At 64.2% G+C, this 21,076-nt stretch carries 16 protein-coding genes; 9 read left to right on the forward strand and 7 right to left on the reverse strand.

The annotated features are described in order from the left end of the window. Positions 1-255: 255 nt before the first annotated feature. Positions 256-1,569 (forward strand): NAD(P)H-dependent oxidoreductase, encoded by a 1,314-nt coding sequence (locus AC0L3E_RS01205; RefSeq protein ID WP_473604021.1) that lies wholly within the window; start codon positions 256-258, stop codon positions 1,567-1,569. A 67-nt stretch (positions 1,570-1,636) separates the two neighbouring features. Further along, positions 1,637-1,891 (forward strand): type II toxin-antitoxin system VapB family antitoxin, encoded by a 255-nt coding sequence (locus tag AC0L3E_RS01210; RefSeq protein ID WP_127321718.1) that lies wholly within the window; start codon positions 1,637-1,639, stop codon positions 1,889-1,891. 372 nt (positions 1,892-2,263) lie between these two features. Here AC0L3E_RS01210 and proC read toward each other — a convergent pair whose 3' ends face one another. From proC to AC0L3E_RS01225, 3 genes are read right to left on the reverse strand one after another with little or no spacing between them, the layout of a single operon-like run. Next, on the reverse strand, positions 2,264-3,079 hold the full coding sequence (gene proC / locus AC0L3E_RS01215) for a pyrroline-5-carboxylate reductase (protein ID WP_473604022.1): 816 nt from the start codon (positions 3,077-3,079) through the stop codon (positions 2,264-2,266). A 60-nt stretch (positions 3,080-3,139) separates the two neighbouring features. After that, the gene (locus tag AC0L3E_RS01220; protein WP_128308834.1) at positions 3,140-4,474 is read right to left on the reverse strand and encodes an O-antigen ligase family protein; all 1,335 of its coding nucleotides are present in this window, start codon (positions 4,472-4,474) and stop codon (positions 3,140-3,142) included. Continuing rightward, positions 4,443-5,441 (reverse strand): glycosyltransferase family 2 protein, encoded by a 999-nt coding sequence (locus AC0L3E_RS01225; RefSeq protein WP_473604023.1) that lies wholly within the window; start codon positions 5,439-5,441, stop codon positions 4,443-4,445. The genes AC0L3E_RS01220 and AC0L3E_RS01225 overlap by 32 nt, the downstream gene beginning before the upstream one ends. Positions 5,442-5,613: 172 nt before the next feature. Here AC0L3E_RS01225 and AC0L3E_RS01230 point away from each other — a divergent pair, with 172 nt between their 5' ends. From AC0L3E_RS01230 to AC0L3E_RS01240, 3 genes are read left to right on the forward strand one after another with little or no spacing between them, the layout of a single operon-like run. Next, a complete protein-coding gene (locus tag AC0L3E_RS01230) occupies positions 5,614-6,786 on the forward strand; it encodes a glycosyltransferase family 4 protein (RefSeq protein ID WP_473604024.1) in 1,173 nt (390 codons plus the stop codon). After that, positions 6,783-7,577: a WecB/TagA/CpsF family glycosyltransferase gene (locus AC0L3E_RS01235; RefSeq protein WP_127807888.1), complete on the forward strand. Its 795-nt coding sequence runs from the start codon at positions 6,783-6,785 to the stop codon at positions 7,575-7,577. Before AC0L3E_RS01230 ends, AC0L3E_RS01235 begins: the two co-directional genes overlap by 4 nt. Then, on the forward strand, positions 7,574-8,497 hold the full coding sequence (locus AC0L3E_RS01240) for a DUF6492 family protein (RefSeq protein ID WP_473604025.1): 924 nt from the start codon (positions 7,574-7,576) through the stop codon (positions 8,495-8,497). Before AC0L3E_RS01235 ends, AC0L3E_RS01240 begins: the two co-directional genes overlap by 4 nt. Here AC0L3E_RS01240 and AC0L3E_RS01245 read toward each other — a convergent pair. Then, on the reverse strand, positions 8,494-9,789 hold the full coding sequence (locus AC0L3E_RS01245; RefSeq protein ID WP_473604026.1) for a lipopolysaccharide biosynthesis protein: 1,296 nt from the start codon (positions 9,787-9,789) through the stop codon (positions 8,494-8,496). The genes AC0L3E_RS01240 and AC0L3E_RS01245 overlap by 4 nt on opposite strands. 199 nt (positions 9,790-9,988) lie before the next feature. Here AC0L3E_RS01245 and AC0L3E_RS01250 point away from each other — a divergent pair, with 199 nt between their 5' ends. From AC0L3E_RS01250 to AC0L3E_RS01265, 4 genes are all read left to right on the forward strand, one after another. Then, on the forward strand, positions 9,989-12,529 hold the full coding sequence (locus tag AC0L3E_RS01250) for a Wzz/FepE/Etk N-terminal domain-containing protein (RefSeq protein ID WP_473604027.1): 2,541 nt from the start codon (positions 9,989-9,991) through the stop codon (positions 12,527-12,529). Between the two features lie 180 nt (positions 12,530-12,709). Continuing rightward, complete coding sequence (folD, locus tag AC0L3E_RS01255) at positions 12,710-13,609, forward strand: bifunctional methylenetetrahydrofolate dehydrogenase/methenyltetrahydrofolate cyclohydrolase FolD (RefSeq protein WP_127269251.1); 900 nt, start codon at positions 12,710-12,712, stop codon at positions 13,607-13,609. Between the two features lie 20 nt (positions 13,610-13,629). Further along, positions 13,630-14,628: a GlxA family transcriptional regulator gene (locus tag AC0L3E_RS01260; protein ID WP_164748958.1), complete on the forward strand. Its 999-nt coding sequence runs from the start codon at positions 13,630-13,632 to the stop codon at positions 14,626-14,628. Positions 14,629-15,004: 376 nt separating this feature from the next. Next, entirely contained in the window at positions 15,005-16,663 is a 1,659-nt protein-coding gene (locus AC0L3E_RS01265; RefSeq protein ID WP_292697007.1) for a vWA domain-containing protein, read from the forward strand. A gap of 68 nt (positions 16,664-16,731) precedes the next feature. Here AC0L3E_RS01265 and edd read toward each other — a convergent pair whose 3' ends face one another. The 3 genes from edd to zwf all read right to left on the reverse strand — a co-directional run bounded on the left by edd (position 16,732) and on the right by zwf (position 20,794). Then, positions 16,732-18,555 (reverse strand): phosphogluconate dehydratase, encoded by a 1,824-nt coding sequence (edd, locus tag AC0L3E_RS01270; protein WP_473604028.1) that lies wholly within the window; start codon positions 18,553-18,555, stop codon positions 16,732-16,734. A gap of 71 nt (positions 18,556-18,626) precedes the next feature. Continuing rightward, complete coding sequence (pgl, locus tag AC0L3E_RS01275; RefSeq protein WP_473604029.1) at positions 18,627-19,343, reverse strand: 6-phosphogluconolactonase; 717 nt, start codon at positions 19,341-19,343, stop codon at positions 18,627-18,629. Continuing rightward, a complete protein-coding gene (gene zwf, locus AC0L3E_RS01280) occupies positions 19,325-20,794 on the reverse strand; it encodes a glucose-6-phosphate dehydrogenase (protein ID WP_473604030.1) in 1,470 nt (489 codons plus the stop codon). The genes pgl and zwf overlap by 19 nt, the downstream gene beginning before the upstream one ends. Positions 20,795-21,076 lie beyond the last annotated feature (282 nt).

Here is a 21,076-nt window from a genome sequence, read left to right on the forward strand (position 1 = left end):
TCCCCAATTTGCCCCAGAGGCGAATGCTTTCCGACTGTCGCGTCGGTGAACATTTGCCTTTGTTGACAAACGAATGTTTTATTGGGGTTGTCCGCTGCATTGTCAATTGGTTGCGCTTCGGCCAATCGAGCCTCGGCGGACGCCCATTCCGAGACGATTTCGTGGGAAATTTCCGGTCGCGACCGGGTTTCGTTGGCAAATAGAACCCGTTCCCTGCTATCCGACCCCAAATCACGAAGCTGTGGACATTCCTGCATGACCAACGTCGCCCTGACCGGCCTTGCCCGCGATCTCGCCAGGCGTGCCGCCGAGGGCCGCCCGGTGCGCATTGGCGTCATCGGCTCGGGCGAAATGGGCACCGATCTGGTCACCCAAGGCATGCTGATGCCAGGCATTTCGATCTGCGCCGTCTCGACGCGCCGCCCGCACACCGCGCGCGATGCCATCCGTATCGCCTATGGCGACGAAGCCATGGCCGTCGAAGCCGACACCGCGTCGAAAGTCACCGGAGCCATCGAGAGCGGCAAGATCGCCATCACTTCGAACGAGATGCTGGTCACCAATCCGTTGATCGACGTCATCATCGACGCCACCGGCAAGCCGGGTGTCGCCGCCGACTTCGACCTCATGGCGATGGAGCACGGCAAGCATCTTGTGATGATGAATGTCGAGGCCGACGTCACCATCGGCTGCTATCTGAAACAGCAGGCCGACCGGCTTGGCGTCGTCTATTCGGTGGGTGCCGGCGATGAGCCGTCGAGCTGCATGGAACTGATCGAATTCGCGTCGGCGCTCGGGCTGACCATCGTCTCGGCCGGCAAGGGCAAGAACAACCCGCTCAACCACGATGCCGTACCGGACGACTATCGCGCCGAAGCCATCCGCCGCAACATGAACCCGCGCATGCTCGTCGAGTTCGTCGACGGTTCCAAGACCATGGTCGAGATGTGCGCCATCGCCAACGCCACCGGGCTGGTGCCCGATGTGCCCGGCATGCACGGCCCCAAGGCCGATCGCGACGACCTCGCCAAGGTGCTGATCCCGCGCGAGGACGGCGGTCTGCTGTTGAAGAAAGGCGTCGTCGACTACACGGTCGGCAAGGGCGTCGCGCCTGGCGTGTTCGTCATCGTCGAGGCGACGCATCCGCGCATCATCGAGCGCATGGACGATCTGCATATCGGCCACGGCCCCTACTACAGCCTGTTTAGGCCCTATCATCTGACCTCACTGGAGGTGCCGCTGACCGCCGCCCGCATCATGCTTTTCGGCAAACCCGACATGGTGCCGCTGCCGCGGCCCGTTGCCGAAGTCTGCGCCGTCGCCAAGCGCGACCTTGCCGCCGGCGAGACCTTCGATGCGATCGGCGAGACCTGTTACCGCTCCTGGACGATGACCGTCGGCGAAGCCCGTGCCCAGCGCGCCGTGCCGGTCGGCCTGCTCGAGGGCGGCAAGGTGCTGAAACCGGTCAGGAAGGGTGAGTTGCTGACGTCAGACAATGCGGCGCCCGACCAGACGACAAGGCTGTTCGCCTTGCGCCAGCTTCAGGACGAGATGCTCTACGGGGCCTGAAAGGACCACGCTGGCGCTGCTACGACAAATGATAGATTGTGGGGCAAATGTCGCCAAGGTCGGTCACATGAACCTTCGAATCAGGAATCCGCTTGCCCGCGAACTGGCTCGCCAGCTTGCCGCCAAGCGCAAGGTTTCCATGACCAGAGCGGTTATCGAAGCGCTTGAAAGTGAACTGAAGCGGGAAAACGCCCGTATGCCTCTGGCGGAACGGCTGGCTGCAATCGCCGATGATTTGAGGTCCAAAGCGGGCAAGGCTGGCCGGGTCGTGAGCAAGAATGAGATCGATGCCATGTGGGGTGGCGGCCAGAATGACGCCTGACAGGTGCACAGGGGTTGTCACGTTGGAAGGCCTGCTGGCAGCTCGGATTTCGTCGTTCGTTTCGATGGATCATCGTAGACATTCGGGATTGACCGGAGCCTTCCCAACTTCGTCATCCACGGGCGGAGCAGGAGCGAAGCGACGTCGCGGAGACCCGAGGATCCATGCCGTGATCTTGGTCGAGGAATGCAGCGGAGCAGAATTCTGCACCGCAGCAGCGCTTTGAAGTCGCGGCATGGATCCTGGGGTCTGCGCCGCGTCGCTGCGCTCCTTGCTTCGCCCCAGGATGACGAAGCGATGTGCATTTCCGCCAAGCCATCAACGCAAGCACGTCCGACCCATCAAAACTTCGGCAGGGGAGGAGCTGGCTGCTTACTTCCCCAGTTCGACCGACCGCAGCCGCGCAGCCTCCACCGCCTCTGTGAGAAGGCGCGTCAGCCGGTCCTCGCCCATCAGCACGTCTAGCGCCGCGGCCGTCGTGCCGTTGGGGCTGGTGACCTGCTGGCGCAGCACGCCCGGTTCCTCGCCGCTTTCGGCGGCGAGCGAGGCGGCGCCATAGACTGTCTGCATGGCGAGCAGCTTGGCGGTCGCCGTTGGCAGCCCGGCCTTCTCGGCGGCCACGGTCAGCGCTTCGATGAAATGGAAGATGTAGGCCGGCCCAGATCCGGAGACGGCGGTCACCGCATCCATCAGGCCCTCGTCGTCGATCGTGGTCACTTCGCCGCTCGCCGACAAAAGGTCGGCGACGAAACGCTTGGTGTCTTCGGAAACCAGCCTGTTGGAGAACACCACCATCATGCCCTTGCCGATTGCTGCCGGCGTGTTGGGCATGCAGCGCACGATCGGCGCGCGGTTGCCGAGGATTTCCTCGAAGGTGCTGGCCGGCGTGCCGGCGGCGATGCTGACGAAGGTGGTGCGGCCATCGCCGAAACGCTTGTAGGCGGAGGTGACATCGCGGATCACCTGCGGCTTCACCGCGATGACGACGAGATCGGGCACGGCATCGGCCGGGATGCTGCCGGCATCGGCTGATGTCGCGCAGCCCAGCGTGGCCGCGCGATTGCGCAGATCGGCATTGGGCTCGACCACGAAAACCGCCGATGGCGCAAGCTTACCGGATTTCAGCCAGCCTGAGAGCATGGCGTAACCCATATTGCCGCAGCCGGCGAGAACAAGCCTGATCGTCATCAAAAGCCCTCCGAAGGAAGGCTTTCACATAGACGCTAGCGCTTCCCTGGGGAAGCCCTGTCAGGATCGCGAGCCGCGATCGGGATCGCGCACTGCCATCGGCCGCAGCGAGACTTGCCTGAGGCCAAATACGCCGAGCACGAAGAACAGCCAGACCGGGTCGCCGCGATGGAAGAAGAAGCTTTCGAGAAAAGCGTTCAGCGCCGTGAACAGCACCACCATCATGAAGAAGTCACCGAGAAAAATGTTTTCCCTGCGCAACGGAATGCGCATGTAGTCGCGCAGCGGCGCGATGAGGAAAGTGTAGACCGCCACGCAGAGTGCCGGAATGCCCATCAAAACGGCGATGTCGAGATAGCCGTCATGGCCGTGCACGATGGTCCTGATGTCCCACGGCCGGTCGAAGGGCTGGTCCTGGTTGAGCAGCAAGGGCGTGCCCCAGAAGCTCTCATAGCCGTAACCGGTCCATGGCTTCTTCGCGAGCATGCTGCCGGCGAACTCCCACAGCGTCGTGCGGCCCGTATAGGTCATGTCCGGGAAATAGATCGCCGCGAGATGTTTTATCGGCGGCAGGAATACGATGCCCAGCGTGCCGACCGCTGTCGCGACGATCGCCAGCGCAAACAGGATTGGCGTGCCGAGCCGCATGCCGATCAGGCTCGGGAACATCACGATCAGGATCGAGAACGGCACCAGGCCGGCGGTCGTCTTGGAGCCGGTGTGCAGCATGAAGATCATCGCTGCGAAGAAGATCCCGGCGCCCCAATAGCGCTGTCCGCGCCGGTAGAGATAGAGGCCTGCGAAGCTGAGGCAGGCCATGATCGGCCCGGCGATGTTCTTGTGGGTGAACACGCCGCGCCACAGGCCGGCATGCTCAGGCTCCTGCGAGTCGGCTGTGTGCATCGCCTCGTGCGGAAAAACGATGAGGCCGAGATAGGAAAGGCCCATGACCACGACGGCGGTGAAGATGATCACCTTCGAGAAGGCTTCGGCGTCGCGAGGCAGCACCAGGATCGTCGCCATCGTCAGGATGCCGATCAGGGTGAAGGAGGCGGCGCGCATGGCCGAAGGCGGATCGGTCGACAGGATCACCGAGAGGAAAAAGAAGCCCAGCATCAGCATCCAGGACGGGCTGAGCAGCGAGCGCACCACACGCGGATCGGCAAAGGCCATCAGCGAGAAGATCGACATGGCGCCGAGCGAACCGAAGCCAAGCTGGTTGACGATGTCGCCGCCTTGACCGGCGAGTTCTGCGCCGCCCGGCTGGAACGGCCGGAAGGACACCATGATGACGGTGAACAGCAGCGCGGCAATGGCGGTCGCCACGCCTTCGCGCGTGAACGCGGCGCTGAGCGGCGCGCGCTCAGTTTTTCTCAGGCTGGCGGTATTGCTCATTGGCATATCCGAATTCGGCCAGCACGCGGCCCAGCGCCACATGGATGGGGTAGATGGCGATATCAGGCGATCCGGTCCGCGCCAGCCGGATCAGGCCGCGAAACGGCGAGGCGGCAAGCAGTGCCAGGCTCTTCAGCAACACTTTGGCGCCGGCCATTGGCGTGCCGGCGCGCTTCTTCTTTTCGACCAGTGTCGAGATGACACCGTTGCGCAGGCTGCGAGCCCGGATCCAGTCGGCTTCGATACGCCGGGCCGGGACGGTTTCATGCACCTTGGCCTCGGCGCACCAGCCCAGCACAAAGCCCTTTTGCGCCGACCGGCTGAGAAAGTCGGAATCGCCGCCGCCCATGAAGTTGAATCTGAGATCGAGAAAGGGTGGACCCATGGCGATCAGCACGTTGCGCCCGACCAGAAGATTGCCGGACGAATAGAGCGCCGGCACCCGCCCGGTTGCCCGATAAGGCGGCGCGAACACCGGATGCTCGGCCCATCGCGCATGGGCGGGGTCGGCAAACACGGGCACCTGCGGGCCGCCGACAATATCGGCACTGAGCGTTTCGGCAGCCCGGCACATCCGTTCCAGCCACTGCGGATCGGCGATCTCGTCATCGTCGATGACCAGCAGATGCCTGAAGTTCGGGAATTGCAGGATGGCCGTCTGCCAGCCGGCATTGTAGGCGCTGCAATTGCCGCGCTCATGCGCGATGATGACCAGGCCCGACATTTCGCCCCGCTCGAACAGCGGCAGCGCTGCCTTGGCGCCGGCCCGCGCCCCGGCTTCGTTCTCCATGACGATCACGGCAAAGCGCCTGCCGGTTTGCTGCGCGCGCAGCGACGCCAGCGTTTCCAGTACCTGCTCGGGACGCTTGAAGGTCGGCAAGGTGACGACGGCTTCGACGGCCTCGACGTCAAGCCGCGGCGTGCGTCCCGCGACCGATACCGAACCGTCCGATGGCAAAGGGATCATCCGTGTCCAGCCACATGGTGAGTTGGGCTCTGGTAGCACCACGGTTGATAAGGTTTCGTTAATCACCTTGCACGGAGAACGCCTGCAAGCAGAGGCTTTCGGCCGTCGAATGTGCTCGCTTAATCAAGGGTTCACCGCGCTTTGCTACCGGCTACACCACTGGATAGGTGAGATGCATCTACTGTTCGCCACATCGATCGTGCCCGACGGTGCTCTCGCCTCGGGCTACGAGATCGCAAACGCTGCGATCATCGCCGCCCTGCGGCGCGCTGGCGTGCGCGTAACCGTCATTGGTTTCACCTGGCCGGGGAAACCCGCGGCCGACCCCGAAAACACCGTGGTGCTGGGTGCCATCGACGTGCGCACGGACAATGCCTCCGCGCGGCAGAAGCTGGCCTGGGTCGGCAAGGCGCTGCTTTCGGGCCTCACCTTCGCATCGGTCAAGCTGCGCGTCGTGTCCGACAGCGATGTTCTCGCTGCCATCGAGCAAGCTGGACCGGTTGACGGCTACGTGCTGAATTCCGTGCAGTTCGCCGGCGCCTTCGAAAAGCTGTTCACCGAGCGGCCTTCGATCTTCGTTGCCCATAATGTCGAGCATCTTTCGGCGCGGGAGAATGCCGCTGCCGCCGACAGCCTCTTCCAGCGCCTGCTGTTCCGCCGCGAGGCGAGGTTGCTCAAGGCCGTCGAAGAGCGTCTCTGCCGCCGGGCGCGCTTCGTCTTCACCCTGGCCGAGGAAGACCGCGCCGCACTCGGTGTCGCCTCCGACAACCGCTCGGCGGTGCTGCCGCTGGTGACCGGTGCCCAGGCGCCAACCCTGAAAGGCCCTCGCCGCATCGACTGCGACGCCGCCCTGATCGGCACCTGGACCTGGCAGCCGAACCGCATCGGCCTCGACTGGTTCCTGAGCAACGTCGTGCCGCATCTGCGGCCCGATTTCCGCATCCGCATCGCAGGCCACATGCCTTCGGGCGTCGCCTCGAAGCATCCGGGTGTCGAACTTGTCGGCCGCGTGCCCGACGCGCAGGCTTTCGTGCGCGGTGCTGCCGTCATTCCGCTGATCAGCACCGCGGGCAGCGGCGTCCAGTTGAAGACCATCGAAACGTTCGAACTCGGCCTGCCTTCGGTCGCCACCAGCCGTTCGCTGCGCGGCATCGACCACCGTCCGGCCAACTGCGTCGTCACCGACGATCCTGTCGTCTTCGCCAGGGCTCTCGAGGCTGCGGCGGCAGACATCCGCGACGTTGACGGCAGCGCGTTCCGGGGCTCGCAGGTCAAGGCGCTCGACGCTGCCATCCGGCTCGGCCTCGAAAAGCTCGCACCCGTCAGGCAGGAGGCGTTTGCGTGAACATGCATTCCGCCGGCGCTGCGTTCGGGCTCGACAAGCTGATGACGATCCTTGGCATCCCGGTGGTTGCGGTCCGCTGGAACGATGCCATCGCCCTGCTGAACCGGTTGATTGCCGAGCGGCGCTTCACCAAGGTCAGTTTCCTCAACGCCCACAACGCCAACATCGCCTATACCGACCCGGTGTTCGCCGGGGCACTCGATGATTTCCTCATCCTGCCCGACGGCATCGGTATCGATCTGGCGGCGAGGCTCCTCTACGGGGCGCCGTTTCCCGACAATCTCAACGGCACCGATTTCGTCCCGGCCTTCCTGCAGGCCTCGACGACGCCGCTGACCGTTGGGCTGCTCGGCGCGACGCGTGTCAATGCCGAAGCGGCTTCGGTCAAGCTGGCCGCCTTGGCGGTGCAGCACAAATTCGTGGTGATCCATGACGGCTATTTCCCTGCTTCGCAGGAGCAGGAAATCGTCGACCGGATCGCCGCGCTTCGGCCCGACGTGCTGCTCGTCGCCATGGGCGTGCCGCGCCAGGAATTGTGGATCGAACGCCACATCGACGCGCGCCACTGCACGCTGCCGATCGCCGTCGGCGCGTTGCTTGATTTCCTGAGCGGCGCGGTGCCCCGCGCGCCCTTGTGGATGCGCCGGCTGCGGCTCGAATGGCTGTTCCGGTTGGCTGTCGAACCGAGCCGCCTGTGGCGCCGTTATGTGGTCGGCAACCCACTGTTCCTGCTGCGCGTCGTCAGGCAGAAATTCTCGCTTGCGCCCGAAGCCGCGGAGGATGTCAAGTGAACAGCAGGTTCGTGCCAGGCACCGCTGTCGAGCCAGGCCCGCTGCGGCAGACACCGACGGCGGCCATCGTGACGGCAAGCTACGCGCCCGACTTCGAGCGCTGCCGCCTGCTGTGCGAGACACTTGATCGCCACGTTTCGGGCGCGGCGCACCATTACATCCTGGTCGAACATCGCGACGTCAGGCTGTTTCGCCAATTGGAAACCGGCCGCCGCACGGTCGTCGACGAGCGTGAATTGCTGCCGCGCTGGCTGCACGCATTTGACGATCCGCTCAGCCTGTTTGGCCGGCGCGTCTGGCTCAGCCTGAAGACCCAGCCGCTGCGTGGCTGGCACGTGCAGCAATTGCGTCGCATCGCCATCTCGGCGCATGCATCTCAAGATGTGCTGATCTTCTGCGATTCCGATGTTGCCTTCCTGAAACCTTTCGACTGCGGCGCCTTCTGGCGCGACGGCAAGGTGCGGCTGTTCCGCCGCGACGGCGTGCTGGCGGACGAAGGTCATGAGGAGCATCGCATCTGGTCGCGCAATGCGGGCTCGGCACTCGGCATCGACCCGTCCCGGACGTCGATCCATGACTATATCTCGACGCTGATCGCCTGGCGGCGCGACACCGTGCTGGCCATGTGCGGCGAGATCGAGAAGGTCCATGGCCGCGACTGGGTCGAGGTCGTCGGCTCGGCGCGCAAATTCTCCGAATGCATGATCTACGGCCGCTATGTCGACGATTTGCTACAGGGTGCCGGCCACTTCCACGGTTCGGAGGAGTTCTGCCGGGTGCACTGGACCGGCGAGGCGCTGTCGGACGACGAGTTCCGCCGCTTCGTTGCCGCCATGGCGCCGGAGCAGGTGGCGATCGGCATGCAATCCTTCATCGGCACCGATATCGGCCGCATCCGCCGTTTGATCGGGCTGGATTAGATGGGCTTGGCCGGCTTGCGCATCGCCGAATAGGTGAGCAGCGTCGAGGCGAGATACAAAAGCAGGAAGACGACATTGAGCGACAGCACCAGGTTCGGCGTGTCGAGGATGGTCGTCAGCACATAGGTCAAAAGCAGCGCCTTCAGTGCGGCGAGCAGTCCGAGATTGAGCGCCCGCACCAGCGTCTGGCCGCGTGCGAACAAAAGCTCGGCTTGGTATTCGACAAGATTGCGCAGTCCCGGCACGCAGATCGCCAGCACCACCAGCGGGGCGGCCTCGGCGACATTCTTGCCGAGTGCATTGGGGAAGAAATGCAGCACGATGCCAAGCGTCAAGAGCGCCAGCGTCGACACCGCGAAAACGCCGCCTTCGATGCCGCTCTTGACCGCAAGCCGTGACAGCAGTTCCGGCGCACGCATCATGCGCTGCACCAGCATCATCGAGAAGGTGCGGATCGGAATCGCCGTCAGGTCTACCAGGCGCATGATGATGGCGTAGATGCCAGCCAGATGCGGGCCGCCGATCGCCAGCACCAGCAGCTTGTCGAACTCCATCTGCAGGTAGAACAGCACTTCGGCGCCGGCCACGTAGACAGAATCGGCCAATCGCCTGAGATAGAGCTCGATGCGCAGCCGCAACCGCTGGCGGGGGTAGAAGAAGCCGAAGGCAATCAGCAGCGAGGCGGCATTGGCGCCGATATAGAACCACGACCATATCCAGACGCTGTGATGCGCAGAGAACATGAACAGCACCGCGCCAAGCGCCCGCAACGCGGTCGCCAGGATAGCCAGCAGCGCGGCGCGGCCGAATTTGCCCAGGCCATTGTTGACGATCAGCGCCACCTCGACCGGCCGCCACAGCAGCGCTTCGGCAAAGACGATTGCCGCAAACACCGACAGCGGCACGGTGTCGGCGAAGAAAAGCAGGTAGACGCCGAACGAGGCCGCGGCCAGCAGCGGCAGCGACAGCACGCCGAGCAGCAGGAAGCCGGCGGAAAAGGTGCCGATCAGATTGGGGCGGATGGTGGCGGTGCGGTAGAGCGCCGAGATGAACCCGAAGGCGAGGATGCGCGACAGCATGACACCGGCCGCCGAAGCGGTGGCGAACATGCCGAATTCGGAAATGGACAGCGTGTTGGCCAGCGCGATGAAATAGGCCAGCGAAAACACCAGTCGCCCGCCGGCGCCGCTGATCGCCGAGAAATAGTCGCGAAGCAGCCCCCGTCGTTCGGCCAAAAAGCTGCCGATCCGGGCGAGGGGCCGCCTTTGCGGTATGTCACTGGCCTGCGTCATTTCTCAAGGAGAGCCTAGGCGGGAAAACTTAACGTGCCGTTCTGGAGGCTTAAGCCTGTGTCGAAAATAGATACAACCGAAGCGAGAAACCGACGCTTCGGTGCGGGAAAATTAACCTTTTGTTTTCCATGCCTGTTTAGCGTGGCTTAACGAATGGCCAAGCGCCGTTTGCAGGTCGCCAAAGGTAAAGTTCCAGACGATGGTCGACAGGGAAAACCGCGAGGACTGGAAGCGCGAGCGCTCATTGCTGGCGCTTGGCCAGGCTGTGCGCGGCGACGAACCCGACGCGTCCCTGGTCTCGATCGGCGACCGCGCAGACCCGTCATGGCGCGAGGATGCCGCCACCCGTCATCGCCTCGCCCGTTCGCAGCGCGAGGCGCGCAACCCGAAACTGTCGGATCCGGTCGCGACCGACGGGGATCGTGAGCAAGCTTACCGCGCGCAAACCACGCCACGGACACAGCCTGGTGCCGCCGAAACCGCCGGTGCCCGTCGCGCCGATCGTGCGTCGGAACCTTACGCTGCAGGCGACGCGTCGGTATCCCGAAACGACGGCACGGACAGTCAGCAGTGGAAGCCGCTGATCGATCCGATGCAGGTCGTGCGCGGTGTCGGCAAGTCGAAGCTGCTGATCGTGACGACGACACTACTGGGCGCTGCGCTCGGCGTCACCATAGCGCTGTCGACGCCGAAGAAATATGAGGCCACCACCGAACTGATCGTCGACCCGCGCGACCTGAAGCTCACCGACCGCGATCTCACCCAGTCGGTCGTCGCTTCCGACGCCACGCTGGCCATCGTCGAGAACCAGGTTCGGGTGCTGACCTCAGGCACCGTTCTCAACAAGGTCGTCGACAAGCTCAATCTGGTCAACGACCCGGAATTCAATGGGCAAGGCGGCGGCGGCCTCAGCGTCATGTCGCTCATCCGCTCCGTCCTGTCGCGCAATGACGGGCCGGGGGGTGTCGACGACAGCCGCCGCCGCGCGCTTGCTGTCGGCAATCTGGCCGAGAGCCTTTCGGTCGAGCGCGGCGGCAAGACCTTCGTCATCACCGTCAGCGCCACCACGCAGAATGGCGAGAAATCGGCCCTCATCGCCAACACGATGACGGATGTCTTCCTGCAGACCTTCGGCCAGATACAGTCGGACACGGCAGGCCGCGCCACCGACGAACTGACGGCCAGGCTTGACGAGTTGCGCAAAGGGGTCGAGGCGGCCGAGCGCAAGGTCGAGGATTTCAGGGCCACGCACGACCTTGTCGACGCGCAGGGCCACCTCATCAGCGATGACGAAATGCTGAAACTCAACGAGCAGCTGTCGGTTGCCCGCGCCCGCACGCTGGAGCTGAATGCCCGGGCCGCTTCGGCGCGTTCGGTCGACGTCAATTCGGTTCTCACCGGTACCTTGCCGGAGGAGATCAACTCCAACTCGATGAGCGATCTGCGTTCGCAATATGCATCGCTCAAGCAGGAGGCTGACCGCGCCGCCATTCGGTTCGGCCCGCGTCATCCCGAACTCCAGGCGCTCAATGCCCAGATTGCCGGCGCACGCGACCGCATCGCCTCGGAGCTGCGCCGCATCGGCTCGTCGCTGCAGGTCGACCTCAAGCGCGCGGTCCAGCTCGAACAGGATCTTGCCTCTCGCCTGGCGCAGCTGAAGGTCCGCAGCGGCGACGTCAACAGCGACCTGGTGTCGATGCGCGAACTGGAGCGCGAGGCGACCGCCAAGCGTTCCGTCTACGAACAGTATCTGCTGCGCGCCAAGGAGACCGGCGAGCAGAAGGACATCAACACAGCCAACATCAATGTGATCTCGAAGGCCTTCGCGCCGCTCGAGCCGAACGGGCCGTCGCGGGTCGTGGTCGCGCTCGCCGGCCTGTTGCTGGGTTTCGCCTCCGGCATTGGCCTCGGAGCCATGCGTGGCGCCTATGAGAGCCTGCGTGACACTGCCAATTCGCGCTCGCGGCGCGACCATGGCACGGACGAACACCGGACGCCTTACGAAGACAAGGCATATCGGTCAGCGCCGCCGCCGGCGCCGCCACAACCACCAGCGCCGCAGCCATCGACACCCCCGCCTGCATCACCACCGCCTGGCGCGCCATCGCCTGTCCAGCAAGCCGAGGTCTCGCCGGCCGAAGGTTCCGGCCGGATCGGTGCCTTGCTGTCGAGGCTGCACAAGTCCGTCTCACGCAGGCCGTCCCGGGAGGAGCCGTTCGATACCGTTGAATGGGCCTCTGCCGAAAACGCGAAGCCGATGCAGGATCCGCAATACTCCGCTTACCCCCAGTCGGCGCCGGCCTTCGAGCCTCGGCAGGCGGCCGCGGCAGCATACCCGTCGCGGCCTTTCCAGCCCGGCGGCCATCCGCAGCAGACGGCGCAGCCGCCACTGCCGCCTCCCATGGTGCAGCAGCGGCCATATTCCGGGCCGCAGCTCTATCCCTACGCGCAGCCATTGGGCTACGCACAGCCGCCGGCCTATCCCTATCCGCAATCGATGCCGGCCGCCAATGCCGGGCTGCAGCCCGATCCGGCTCAGCCTGCTTCCGAGTCCTATCCACAGCCGTCCCTCCCGCAGCAGCAGGCGCCTCAGCCTCATCAGCGATCGGCGGAGCCGTCGCGGGCCGCGGAGGATGCCGAGCAGCAAGCGCCAATCGAGGAAATCCGCGCCAGCCTGCGCGAATTCCGCGAAGCGGTTCGCGAACTGACCGAGAGCCGCGTGCGGCGTCGCTACTTCTGAGCCACAAAAATCTGCGCTGTGCCGTACAAAAACATGCCGGTTTCGCGTAAACGGCATGGGACGGCGCTTTGGCGGGATTGCATGCTGGAATTTTCGTGAAAATGCCACGCTGTGAAAGATCGAAAAGCGCGTCGCTTCCGCAAGCGACGCGCTTGGGCATTCTGGTGTTGAGGGTAGTCCATGGCCGAAGTGATTGATGGCAAGAGCGTTGCCGGCGACGTTGTGGGGTCGGTCAAGACCCTGACGGCTGAGCTTGTCGCCAAGGGCCAGGCCAAGCCGGGTCTTGCCGTGGTTATCGTCGGCGAGGACCCGGCCAGCCAGGTCTATGTCGCGTCCAAGTCGCGCACCGCCAAGGAATGCGGCTTTCATTCCGTCCAGCACACGCTGCCGGCCGAAACCTCGGAACCGGCGTTGCTGAAGATCATCGGCGATCTCAACGCCGATCCGGCCATCAACGGCATCCTCGTGCAGCTTCCGCTGCCGGCCCATATCGACGCCGGCAAGATCATCCAGACCATCGCGCCGGAAAAGGATGTCGACGGCTTCCATTTCATCAATGTCGGCAAGCTCGGCACCGGTGAACTCGAGACAGCCTTCGTGCCTTGCACGCCGGCCGGCTCTATGCTTCTGATCGAGCGGGTGCGCGGCAAGGATCTGTCCGGCCTCAACGCCGTCGTCGTCGGCCGCTCCAACATCGTCGGCAAGCCGATGGCCAACCTGCTGCTTGCCGCCAACTGCACCGTCACCATCGCCCACAGCCGCACCAGGGATCTGCCCGCCTTGGCCCGCACCGCCGATATCCTCGTCGCGGCCGTCGGCAGGCCGGAGATGATCAGGGGTGATTGGGTGAAGCCCGGCGCCACCGTCATCGATGTCGGCATCAACCGCATTCCGGCGCCGGAAAAAGGCGAGGGCAAGTCCCGCCTCGTCGGCGATGTCGCCTATGCCGAAGCGGCTAAGGCCGCCGGCGCCATCACGCCGGTTCCCGGCGGTGTCGGGCCGATGACCATTGCCATGCTGATGGCCAATACGTTAGCCTCGGCCTACCTAGCGGCCGGATTGAAACGGCCGTCCTTCTGACCCGCCAGAAAGCCGCAGCTTTGCCGAACCCCAGTGTTCCCTCAGAACGGCCGGTCATCACGGACCCCGTTCAAGGCGGGCGGCAGTTCGCATTCCTGCTGGTAGACAAGTTCTCCATGTTCTCGCTGGCTGCCGCGATCGATACGTTCCGCTCGGCGAACCGGTTGCTTGGCCGCGACTTCTACGGCTGGACGACGGTGTCGGCCGATGGCGATCCGGTGATGGCTTCCAATGGCCTGCCGCTCAAGATCGACTACGCCGTTGCCGACCTGCCGCCGGTCGATATCCTTTTCGTCTCGGTCGGGCTGACGACGGAATTTCCCGGCAAGAGCAAGGTGCTGGCGGCACTGCGCAGCTGGGGCCGGCGCGGCAATGCGCTGGGTGCCCTGTCGGTCGGCTCCTACCTGCTGGCCGAGGCCGGCCAGCTCGAAGGCTATCGCTGCACCATCCATTGGGAAAACCGCGCCGGCTTCGTCGAACGCTTCCCCGACATCAACTGCACCGGCAACGTCTTCGAGATCGATCGCAAGCGCTACACCTGCGCCGGCGGCACCACTTCGATCGACCTGATGCTGGAGATCGTGCGCGGCGATTTCGGCTCGAACCTCGCCAATGGCGTCGCCAACCAGTTCCAGCACGAACGCATCCGCTCGGCCGGCGACCGCCAGCGCGTCGGACCGGAACGCGACCTGACCGGCAAGTCGGAGAAGCTCAGACGCATCGTCGAACTGATGGCCGACCATCTCGACGAGCCGCTGTCGGCAGTGCAGCTGGCCAAATCCGCCGGCCTTTCGGTGCGCCAGGTCGAGCGCCTGTTCCTGCGCCACCTCAGCGTCACGCCTGGCCGTTATTACATGCGGCTGCGGCTGGAGCGGGCGCGCGAACTGCTGCGCCAGACCAACATGCCGATCCTCGATGTGGCGATAGCGACCGGCTTCACCTCGCATTCCTACTTCGCCCAAAGCTACCGGCTGCAATTCGGCAGGCCGCCCTCGGAAGAGCGCCGCACGACTTACTGAATTCCGCTTCCGCTGAAAAGTTCGGCATTCGGCCCGGCGCATCGGGCCAGGGTAGCGAATTCGGGTAACGGGTTCTTTCGGAGCCTTCGCGCCCCGTTGGCTGACGGGTGCATCAAACGAAAAACCCGCCTGAGCGGCGGGTCACCGGCGCAAATCAGCACCATAGGCAAAAATGTACCATAGCTGAGGTCACCGAGTCAAGAAAAAATTCCTATCATGGAAAGCTGCCGGAACTGCCGAAGTCGCCGAACTGGCTGTCGTCAGGACTTTGTCAGGCTGAGTTCGGAGCCCGACGCACCTGGCTGCCCGGACTTGTGTCCCGGCGCCGCGTCAAATAGCTTGCCGCCCGGATCAGGGGCGGATTTAGGAGATTTCGATGGCGGGACTTGCACGGGGCGTCGCTGCGGCGATCCTCCTTTTGTCGATGACGACGTTCGGCTTCGCCGCAAACAAGGTCATCATCATTCTCGATGCGTCCGGCTCGATGTGGGCGCAGATCGACGGCAAGCCCAAGCTCGAAATCGCCCGAGAGTCGCTTCGAACCGTGCTTCAATCGGTCCCCACCGACGACGACATCGGCTTTATGGCCTATGGCCACCGTGAAAAGGGCAGCTGCGACGACATCCAGCTGATCGTGCCGCCGCAGGCAGGTTCGGGCAGCGCCATTTCGGCCGCTGCCGACAGCCTGAAATTCCTCGGCAAGACGCCGCTGACGGCGGCAGTCAAACAGGCGGCCGAGGCGCTGAAATACACCGAGGACAAGGCGACCGTCGTGCTCATCACCGACGGGCTCGAAACATGCGGCGGCGACCCTTGCGCGCTTGGCAAGGAGCTCGAGGCATCCGGCGTCGACTTCACCGCCGATGTCGTCGGTTTCGGCCTGACCGCCGATGAGGGCCGGCAGATCGCCTGCCTCGCCGACAACACCGGCGGCAAGTACATCCAGGCCTCCGACGAGAAGGCGTTGCAGGAGGCGCTTGCCGAGACAGTGGCGGCGCCTGCTCCTGAACCGGCTCCGGCACCTGCGCCAGCGCCCGCGCCGGAGCCGGCCAAACCGGAATTCAATTTCCTGCCGACAGCGGTGCTTGCCGAGGGCGGCGATCCCGTCACTGACGGCAACGCCTGGGAAATCTACAAGGCCAAACCCGACGGTACGCGCGGCGACTACGTCAGCACCGAATACGGCGCCTACAAGGCCAATCTGGAACCGGGCGACTATATCGTCGTGGCCAGTGACGGCCAGGCCAAGACCGAGCAGAAGGTCAAGATCGAGGCCGGCCAGGTCTACAAGCCGCTTTTCAACTTGAATGCCGGCACGCTCATCATCCACCCGCGACCGAGCGCGGGGGCGGATGTCGTCGATGGCGCGGCTGTCGTCATCGACTATCCTGGTGCTGACATGCCCGCCACCTTCTATGGGACGACGAAAGCCGTGTTGCCGGCCGGCGACCAGAAGGTGACTGTCACGATCGGGCAGGGCGTGGCTACCGAGACGATTCCGCTGGCTGCCGGCAAGACCGTGGAAAAGGACATGGTTGCCGGTGTTGGCCATGTCGTTGCCAATGCTTACTATGCTGCGGGCGGCGACAAGGCGGACGGTTCAGGCATCGGCTTCAAGGTGCTCAAGGCAAAAAAGAAGATCGATGGAACCAGGGACGAGGTGACCTACGCCTACGGACCCGACAGCAAATTCGATCTGCCGCCCGATGACTATGTGTTGATTGCGACGGTTGATCTCGCCGTCGTCGAGCAGCCGTTCACCGTCAAGGTGGGCGAATTTCAGGATCTGAAGGTCGCAATGAATGCCGGCGTGCTGGCGATCACCGCGCCCGGAGCCTCGAAGATCGAGATTTTCGAGGCCAAGAAGGACATCAACGGCAACCGCAAGTCGCTTGGCTATGCATTCGACCAGAAGTATCAGGCAGCGATCCCGGCGGGCGACTACGCCGTGGTTTCGGAGAAATCCGACAACAGTTCGAAAGAAGGCAACGTGACGGTCAAGGCCGGCGAGCGAGCCGAGCTAACCGTGCAATAGAATCGTATGCACAACCGCAAGAGGGCGGCCATGTGCCGCCCTTTTTCATGAACGACGCAGAACTGCCGTCAAGCGGTGCCGAAGGCGCTGGCGCCATGGTCGGCGCGGCCGACCAATTGCCGGAAGCCGGCAAACAGTTCGCGGCCGAAGCCGAACTCGTTGCCGATAAGATCGGCATCCGCCGTCCGGCGCAAGGCGAACTCCCCGGCCGGCACCAGGACTTCGAGTGTGCCGGCTTCGGCGTCGAGCCGGATGATGTCGCCTTCGTGGATCCTGGCGATAGGACCCTCCTCGACCGCTTCCGGCGTCACATGGATCGCCGCCGGCACCTTGCCGGAGGCGCCCGACATGCGCCCGTCGGTGACCAGCGCGACGCGCTGGCCGCGATCCTGCAGGATGCCGAGCACGGTGGTCAGCTTGTGCAGTTCCGGCATGCCATTGGCCTTCGGCCCCTGGAAGCGGATGACGGCGATGAAATCACCGGTCAGCGTGCCTGCCTTGAACGCATCGTTCAGCCCTTGCTGGCTGTCGAAGACCCTGGCCGGCGCCTCGATGATACGCCGCTCCGGCTTCACCGCGGAAGTCTTGATGACGGCGTGGCCGAGATTGCCTGACAGCACCTTCAGACCGCCGGTCGCCTGGAATGCCTTGTTGAACGGCGCCAGCACCTTTTCGTCGCCGCTTGCCTTCGGCGAAGCCTCGCGCGCCACGCCTCCGTCGGCACCGAGCTTTGCTTCGACCGCATAGGGCCGCAGGCCTTCGCCCCAGACCGTTTGCACATCCTCGTGCAGGATGCCTTCGTCAAGCAACTCGCGGATCAGGAAGCCAAGCCCGCCGGCGGCGTGGAAATGGTTCACGTCGGCGAGGCCGTTTGGATAGACCCGCGCCAGCAGCGGCACCGCTTCCGAAAGGTCGGAAATGTCCTGCCAGGTGATGGCTATGCCGGCCGCCGCCGCCATGGCGATCAGGTGGATGGTGTGGTTGGTCGAGCCGCCGGTGGCGTGCAGGCCGACGACGCCGTTGACGATCGAGCGCTCGTCGATCATCCGGCCGACAGGCGTATAGGCGTTGCCGAGCGCGGTGATCGCCAGCGCCCGCTTCGTCGCCTCGCGGGTCAACGCCTCGCGCAGCGGCGTGCCGGGGTTGACGAAGGAAGCGCCCGGCGTGTGCAGGCCCATGATCTCCATGAGCATCTGGTTGGAATTCGCCGTGCCGTAGAAGGTGCAAGTGCCCGGTCCATGATAGGATTTGGACTCGGCCTCCAGCAGTTCGGCACGTCCTGCCTTGCCCTCCGCGTAGAGCTGGCGGATCTTGGCCTTTTCGTCATTGGGCAGGCCTGATGTCATCGGTCCGGCCGGAATGAACACCGCCGGCAGATGGCCGAAGGTGAGCGCTGCGATGACCAGCCCCGGCACGATCTTGTCGCAGACGCCGAGATAGACCGCGGCGTCGAACATGTTGTGCGACAGGCCGATCGCGGCGGCCATGGCGATGACATCGCGCGAAAACAGCGACAGTTCCATGCCGGGCTGGCCCTGGGTGACGCCGTCGCACATCGCCGGCACGCCGCCTGCCACCTGGGCTATGCCGCCGGCTTCGCGGGCCGCGTCCTTGATCAGCGCGGGGAAGGTCTCGAACGGCTGATGCGCCGACAGCATGTCGTTGTAGGAGGTGATGATGCCGAGGTTCGGCACCTTGTCGGCGCCCAGCGCGAGCTTTTCCGAGGGGCTGCACACCGCAAAGCCATGGGCGAGGTTGCCGCACGACAAAACGGCCCGGTTGGCGGTGCGGTTCGACGCCTCGGCGATGCGGCCGAGATAACGCTCGCGGCCTGGCTTTGAGCGCTGGCGGATGCGCTCGGTGATGGCTTCGATGTCGCGTCTGGCGGTCATGGTGTCGGTCCTTTCAGGCGAGGTCCCGGAACACGATCCGGCTGTCCGCCGGGACCCTCAGCAAGTTCAAATCAGGGGGCCCAGAAAACCTCTACGGGCTTATGCGCTGCGTCGAGCACGGCGCGGATTGGCTTTCGCGGTCCGGGCGCAACCGCGCCGTCGAAGGCGATACGCTTGTCCTCACCCTCTATGTGCAGCGCAATGAAGCCGGCTTCGACGATGCGCGCCAGCGACAGGGTCAGCCGCGGCTCGCCCGCACTTGCCGCATGAACGGGCAGCACGATCCTGTCGGAAGACGGGTCGAGCAGCGTTGCCAGATCGTCGGCATCGGGAAAGAACGAGGCGGTGTGGCCGTCCGGCCCCATGCCGAGCACGACGACATCGAGCGGCCAGGGCAAGGACCGGAGCGCTGCATCGTCGGACGAGGCCGCATCCTCGATGCTGATGGCTTCGTGATAGAGCGGCACGAAACGAGCCGCCTTGGCCGCGTTCTGCAACAGATTGGCGGCCACCAGCCCGGCATTGGAGCGTGGCGAGGAGGCCGGCACGAAACGCTCGTCGACCAGCGTCACGATCACCCTGTCCCAGGCGATGGGTATCGCTGAAAGGGCGGCGAAGAATTTTGCCGGCGTGGTGCCGCCGGAGACGGCGAGCAACCCCGTGCCGCGCTCGGCGATTGCCTTGGTCAGTCTGCCTGCAGCATGACCGGCAAGGGCGGCCGCCAGTTCCTGGCGCCCGGCGAAGCCGTTCCAGCTATAGGCGGCGCTGTTCAATTGCTCTCGTGCCATGTCCGCCCGTCACGTTCGATCAGCGCTATCGAGGCCGATGGACCCCAGGTGCCCGCCGTGTAGCCCTGCGCCTCCTGCCTGGCACTTTCCCAGGCATTCTGGATCGGGTCGATCCATTTCCACGCCGCCTCGACTTCGTCACGGCGCATGAACAGGGTCTGGTTGCCACGGATGACGTCCATGATCAGCCGTTCGTAGGCGTCCGGCGCGCGGCCGTCGAAGGACTGCGCGAAACTCATGTCGAGCGAGATCTGGCGCAGCCGCATGCCGCCCGGACCCGGATCCTTGATCATGATGAACTGCTTGACGCCTTCGTCCGGCTGCAGCCGGATGACCAGTTGGTTGGCAAAGATCGGTCCGGCGCTGTCGCCGAAGATCGAATGCGGGATCGGCTTGAATTCGATGACGATTTCCGAAACCCGCGTCGCCAGCCGCTTGCCGGTGCGGAGATAGAACGGAACGCCCGCCCAGCGCCAGGTGCCGATCTCGGCCTTGATGGCGACGAAGGTTTCGGTGTTGCTGTCCTTGCCGAGTTCCTCGACATAGCCTTTCACCGCTCCGCCGGCCGAAGCCCCGGCGCGATACTGCCCGCGCACGGTGTGTTTCGGCGCCTCGTTGCCGTTGACGCGCTTCAGTGCCCGCAGCACCTTCAGCTTTTCGTCGCGCACGGCGTCGGCATCCATCGACGATGGCGCTTCCATGGCGACGAGGCACAGCAGCTGCAGCATATGGTTCTGCACCATGTCGCGCAGCGCGCCGGCCTTGTCGTAATAGGTGACGCGGTCCTCCAGACCCACGGTCTCGGCCACGGTGATTTGCACATGGTCGATGTGGGCGGAGTTCCACAACGGCTCGTAGAGCGCGTTGGCGAAGCGCAGCGCCATCAGGTTCTGCACCGTCTCCTTGCCGAGATAATGGTCGATGCGGAAGATCTGGCTTTCGTGGAAGTCGTCGCCGACCAGATCGTTGAGCTTGCGTGCCGAATCGAGATCGCGGCCGATCGGCTTTTCCAGCACGATGCGCGAGTTCGGCGTGATCAGATTGTGCTCTTTCAGCTTGTGCGAGATGTCGCCGAACAGCGCCGGCGCCACCGCCAGGTAGAAGGCGCGGATGCGGTCGCTGTCGCCGATCGCCTTCTTGAGCTTGTCGAAGCCGGCGCCGCTCGTCGCATCGGCGGAGACGTAGGACAGCCGCGCCAGGAAAGTCTTCAGTTCCTTGGCGTCGATGTCGGCCGGTTTGACGTGCTCGGAGATCGCCTGTTTGGCGAAGGCCTGGAATTCTTCGTCGCTCATTTTCGAGCGCGATGTGCCGATGATGCGTGTCGGCTCCGAAAACTGATGGTCGCGCTGGCGATAATAGAGCGACGGCAGAAGCTTGCGCTCCGACAGATCGCCGGTGCCGCCGAAAATGATGAAGTCGAAAGGCTCGACGGGGATGATCTGGCTGGTCATGGTCTGTCCGCTTTGACGCCGGTCGCTGTGACGCGGCTGATATAATCTAATCGATTTAAATTTTCCAGTGCCATGGTGTCACATCTGGGTGTATGCGCCTGCCCCTTGACAGTCCGGTGACCCGGAGGCTTGTCGGCAGGCGCGGCTCCGGAAGCCTTCGCAGTTGCAGCATAGAGCGGGATCGACGCGAAAGCCAAAGGAGAAATCGGCGATGGCCTCACATCTTTCGACCAATCCGGTCAGAAGCGGTGGTCTCGCGCGGATGTGCGCCGTTGGCATACC

It is taken from the genome of Mesorhizobium sp. WSM4822 (assembly GCF_055811155.1).

Bases quoted from the DNA above. Each gene is read 5' to 3' on its own strand.
- edd (WP_473604028.1), bottom strand. From the start codon at position 18,555: ATGACCGCCAGACGCGACATCGAAGCCATCACCGAGCGCATCCGCCAG.
- folD (WP_127269251.1), top strand. From the start codon at position 12,710: ATGGCCGAAGTGATTGATGGCAAGAGCGTTGCCGGCGACGTTGTGGGG.
- proC (WP_473604022.1), bottom strand. From the start codon at position 3,079: ATGACGATCAGGCTTGTTCTCGCCGGCTGCGGCAATATGGGTTACGCC.
- AC0L3E_RS01220 (WP_128308834.1), bottom strand. From the start codon at position 4,474: ATGAGCAATACCGCCAGCCTGAGAAAAACTGAGCGCGCGCCGCTCAGC.
- AC0L3E_RS01250 (WP_473604027.1), top strand. From the start codon at position 9,989: ATGGTCGACAGGGAAAACCGCGAGGACTGGAAGCGCGAGCGCTCATTG.
- AC0L3E_RS01205 (WP_473604021.1), top strand. From the start codon at position 256: ATGACCAACGTCGCCCTGACCGGCCTTGCCCGCGATCTCGCCAGGCGT.
- AC0L3E_RS01230 (WP_473604024.1), top strand. From the start codon at position 5,614: ATGCATCTACTGTTCGCCACATCGATCGTGCCCGACGGTGCTCTCGCC.
- AC0L3E_RS01225 (WP_473604023.1), bottom strand. From the start codon at position 5,441: ATGATCCCTTTGCCATCGGACGGTTCGGTATCGGTCGCGGGACGCACG.
- AC0L3E_RS01265 (WP_292697007.1), top strand. From the start codon at position 15,005: ATGGCGGGACTTGCACGGGGCGTCGCTGCGGCGATCCTCCTTTTGTCG.
- pgl (WP_473604029.1), bottom strand. From the start codon at position 19,343: ATGGCACGAGAGCAATTGAACAGCGCCGCCTATAGCTGGAACGGCTTC.
- AC0L3E_RS01210 (WP_127321718.1), top strand. From the start codon at position 1,637: ATGAACCTTCGAATCAGGAATCCGCTTGCCCGCGAACTGGCTCGCCAG.
- zwf (WP_473604030.1), bottom strand. From the start codon at position 20,794: ATGACCAGCCAGATCATCCCCGTCGAGCCTTTCGACTTCATCATTTTC.
- AC0L3E_RS01245 (WP_473604026.1), bottom strand. From the start codon at position 9,789: ATGACGCAGGCCAGTGACATACCGCAAAGGCGGCCCCTCGCCCGGATC.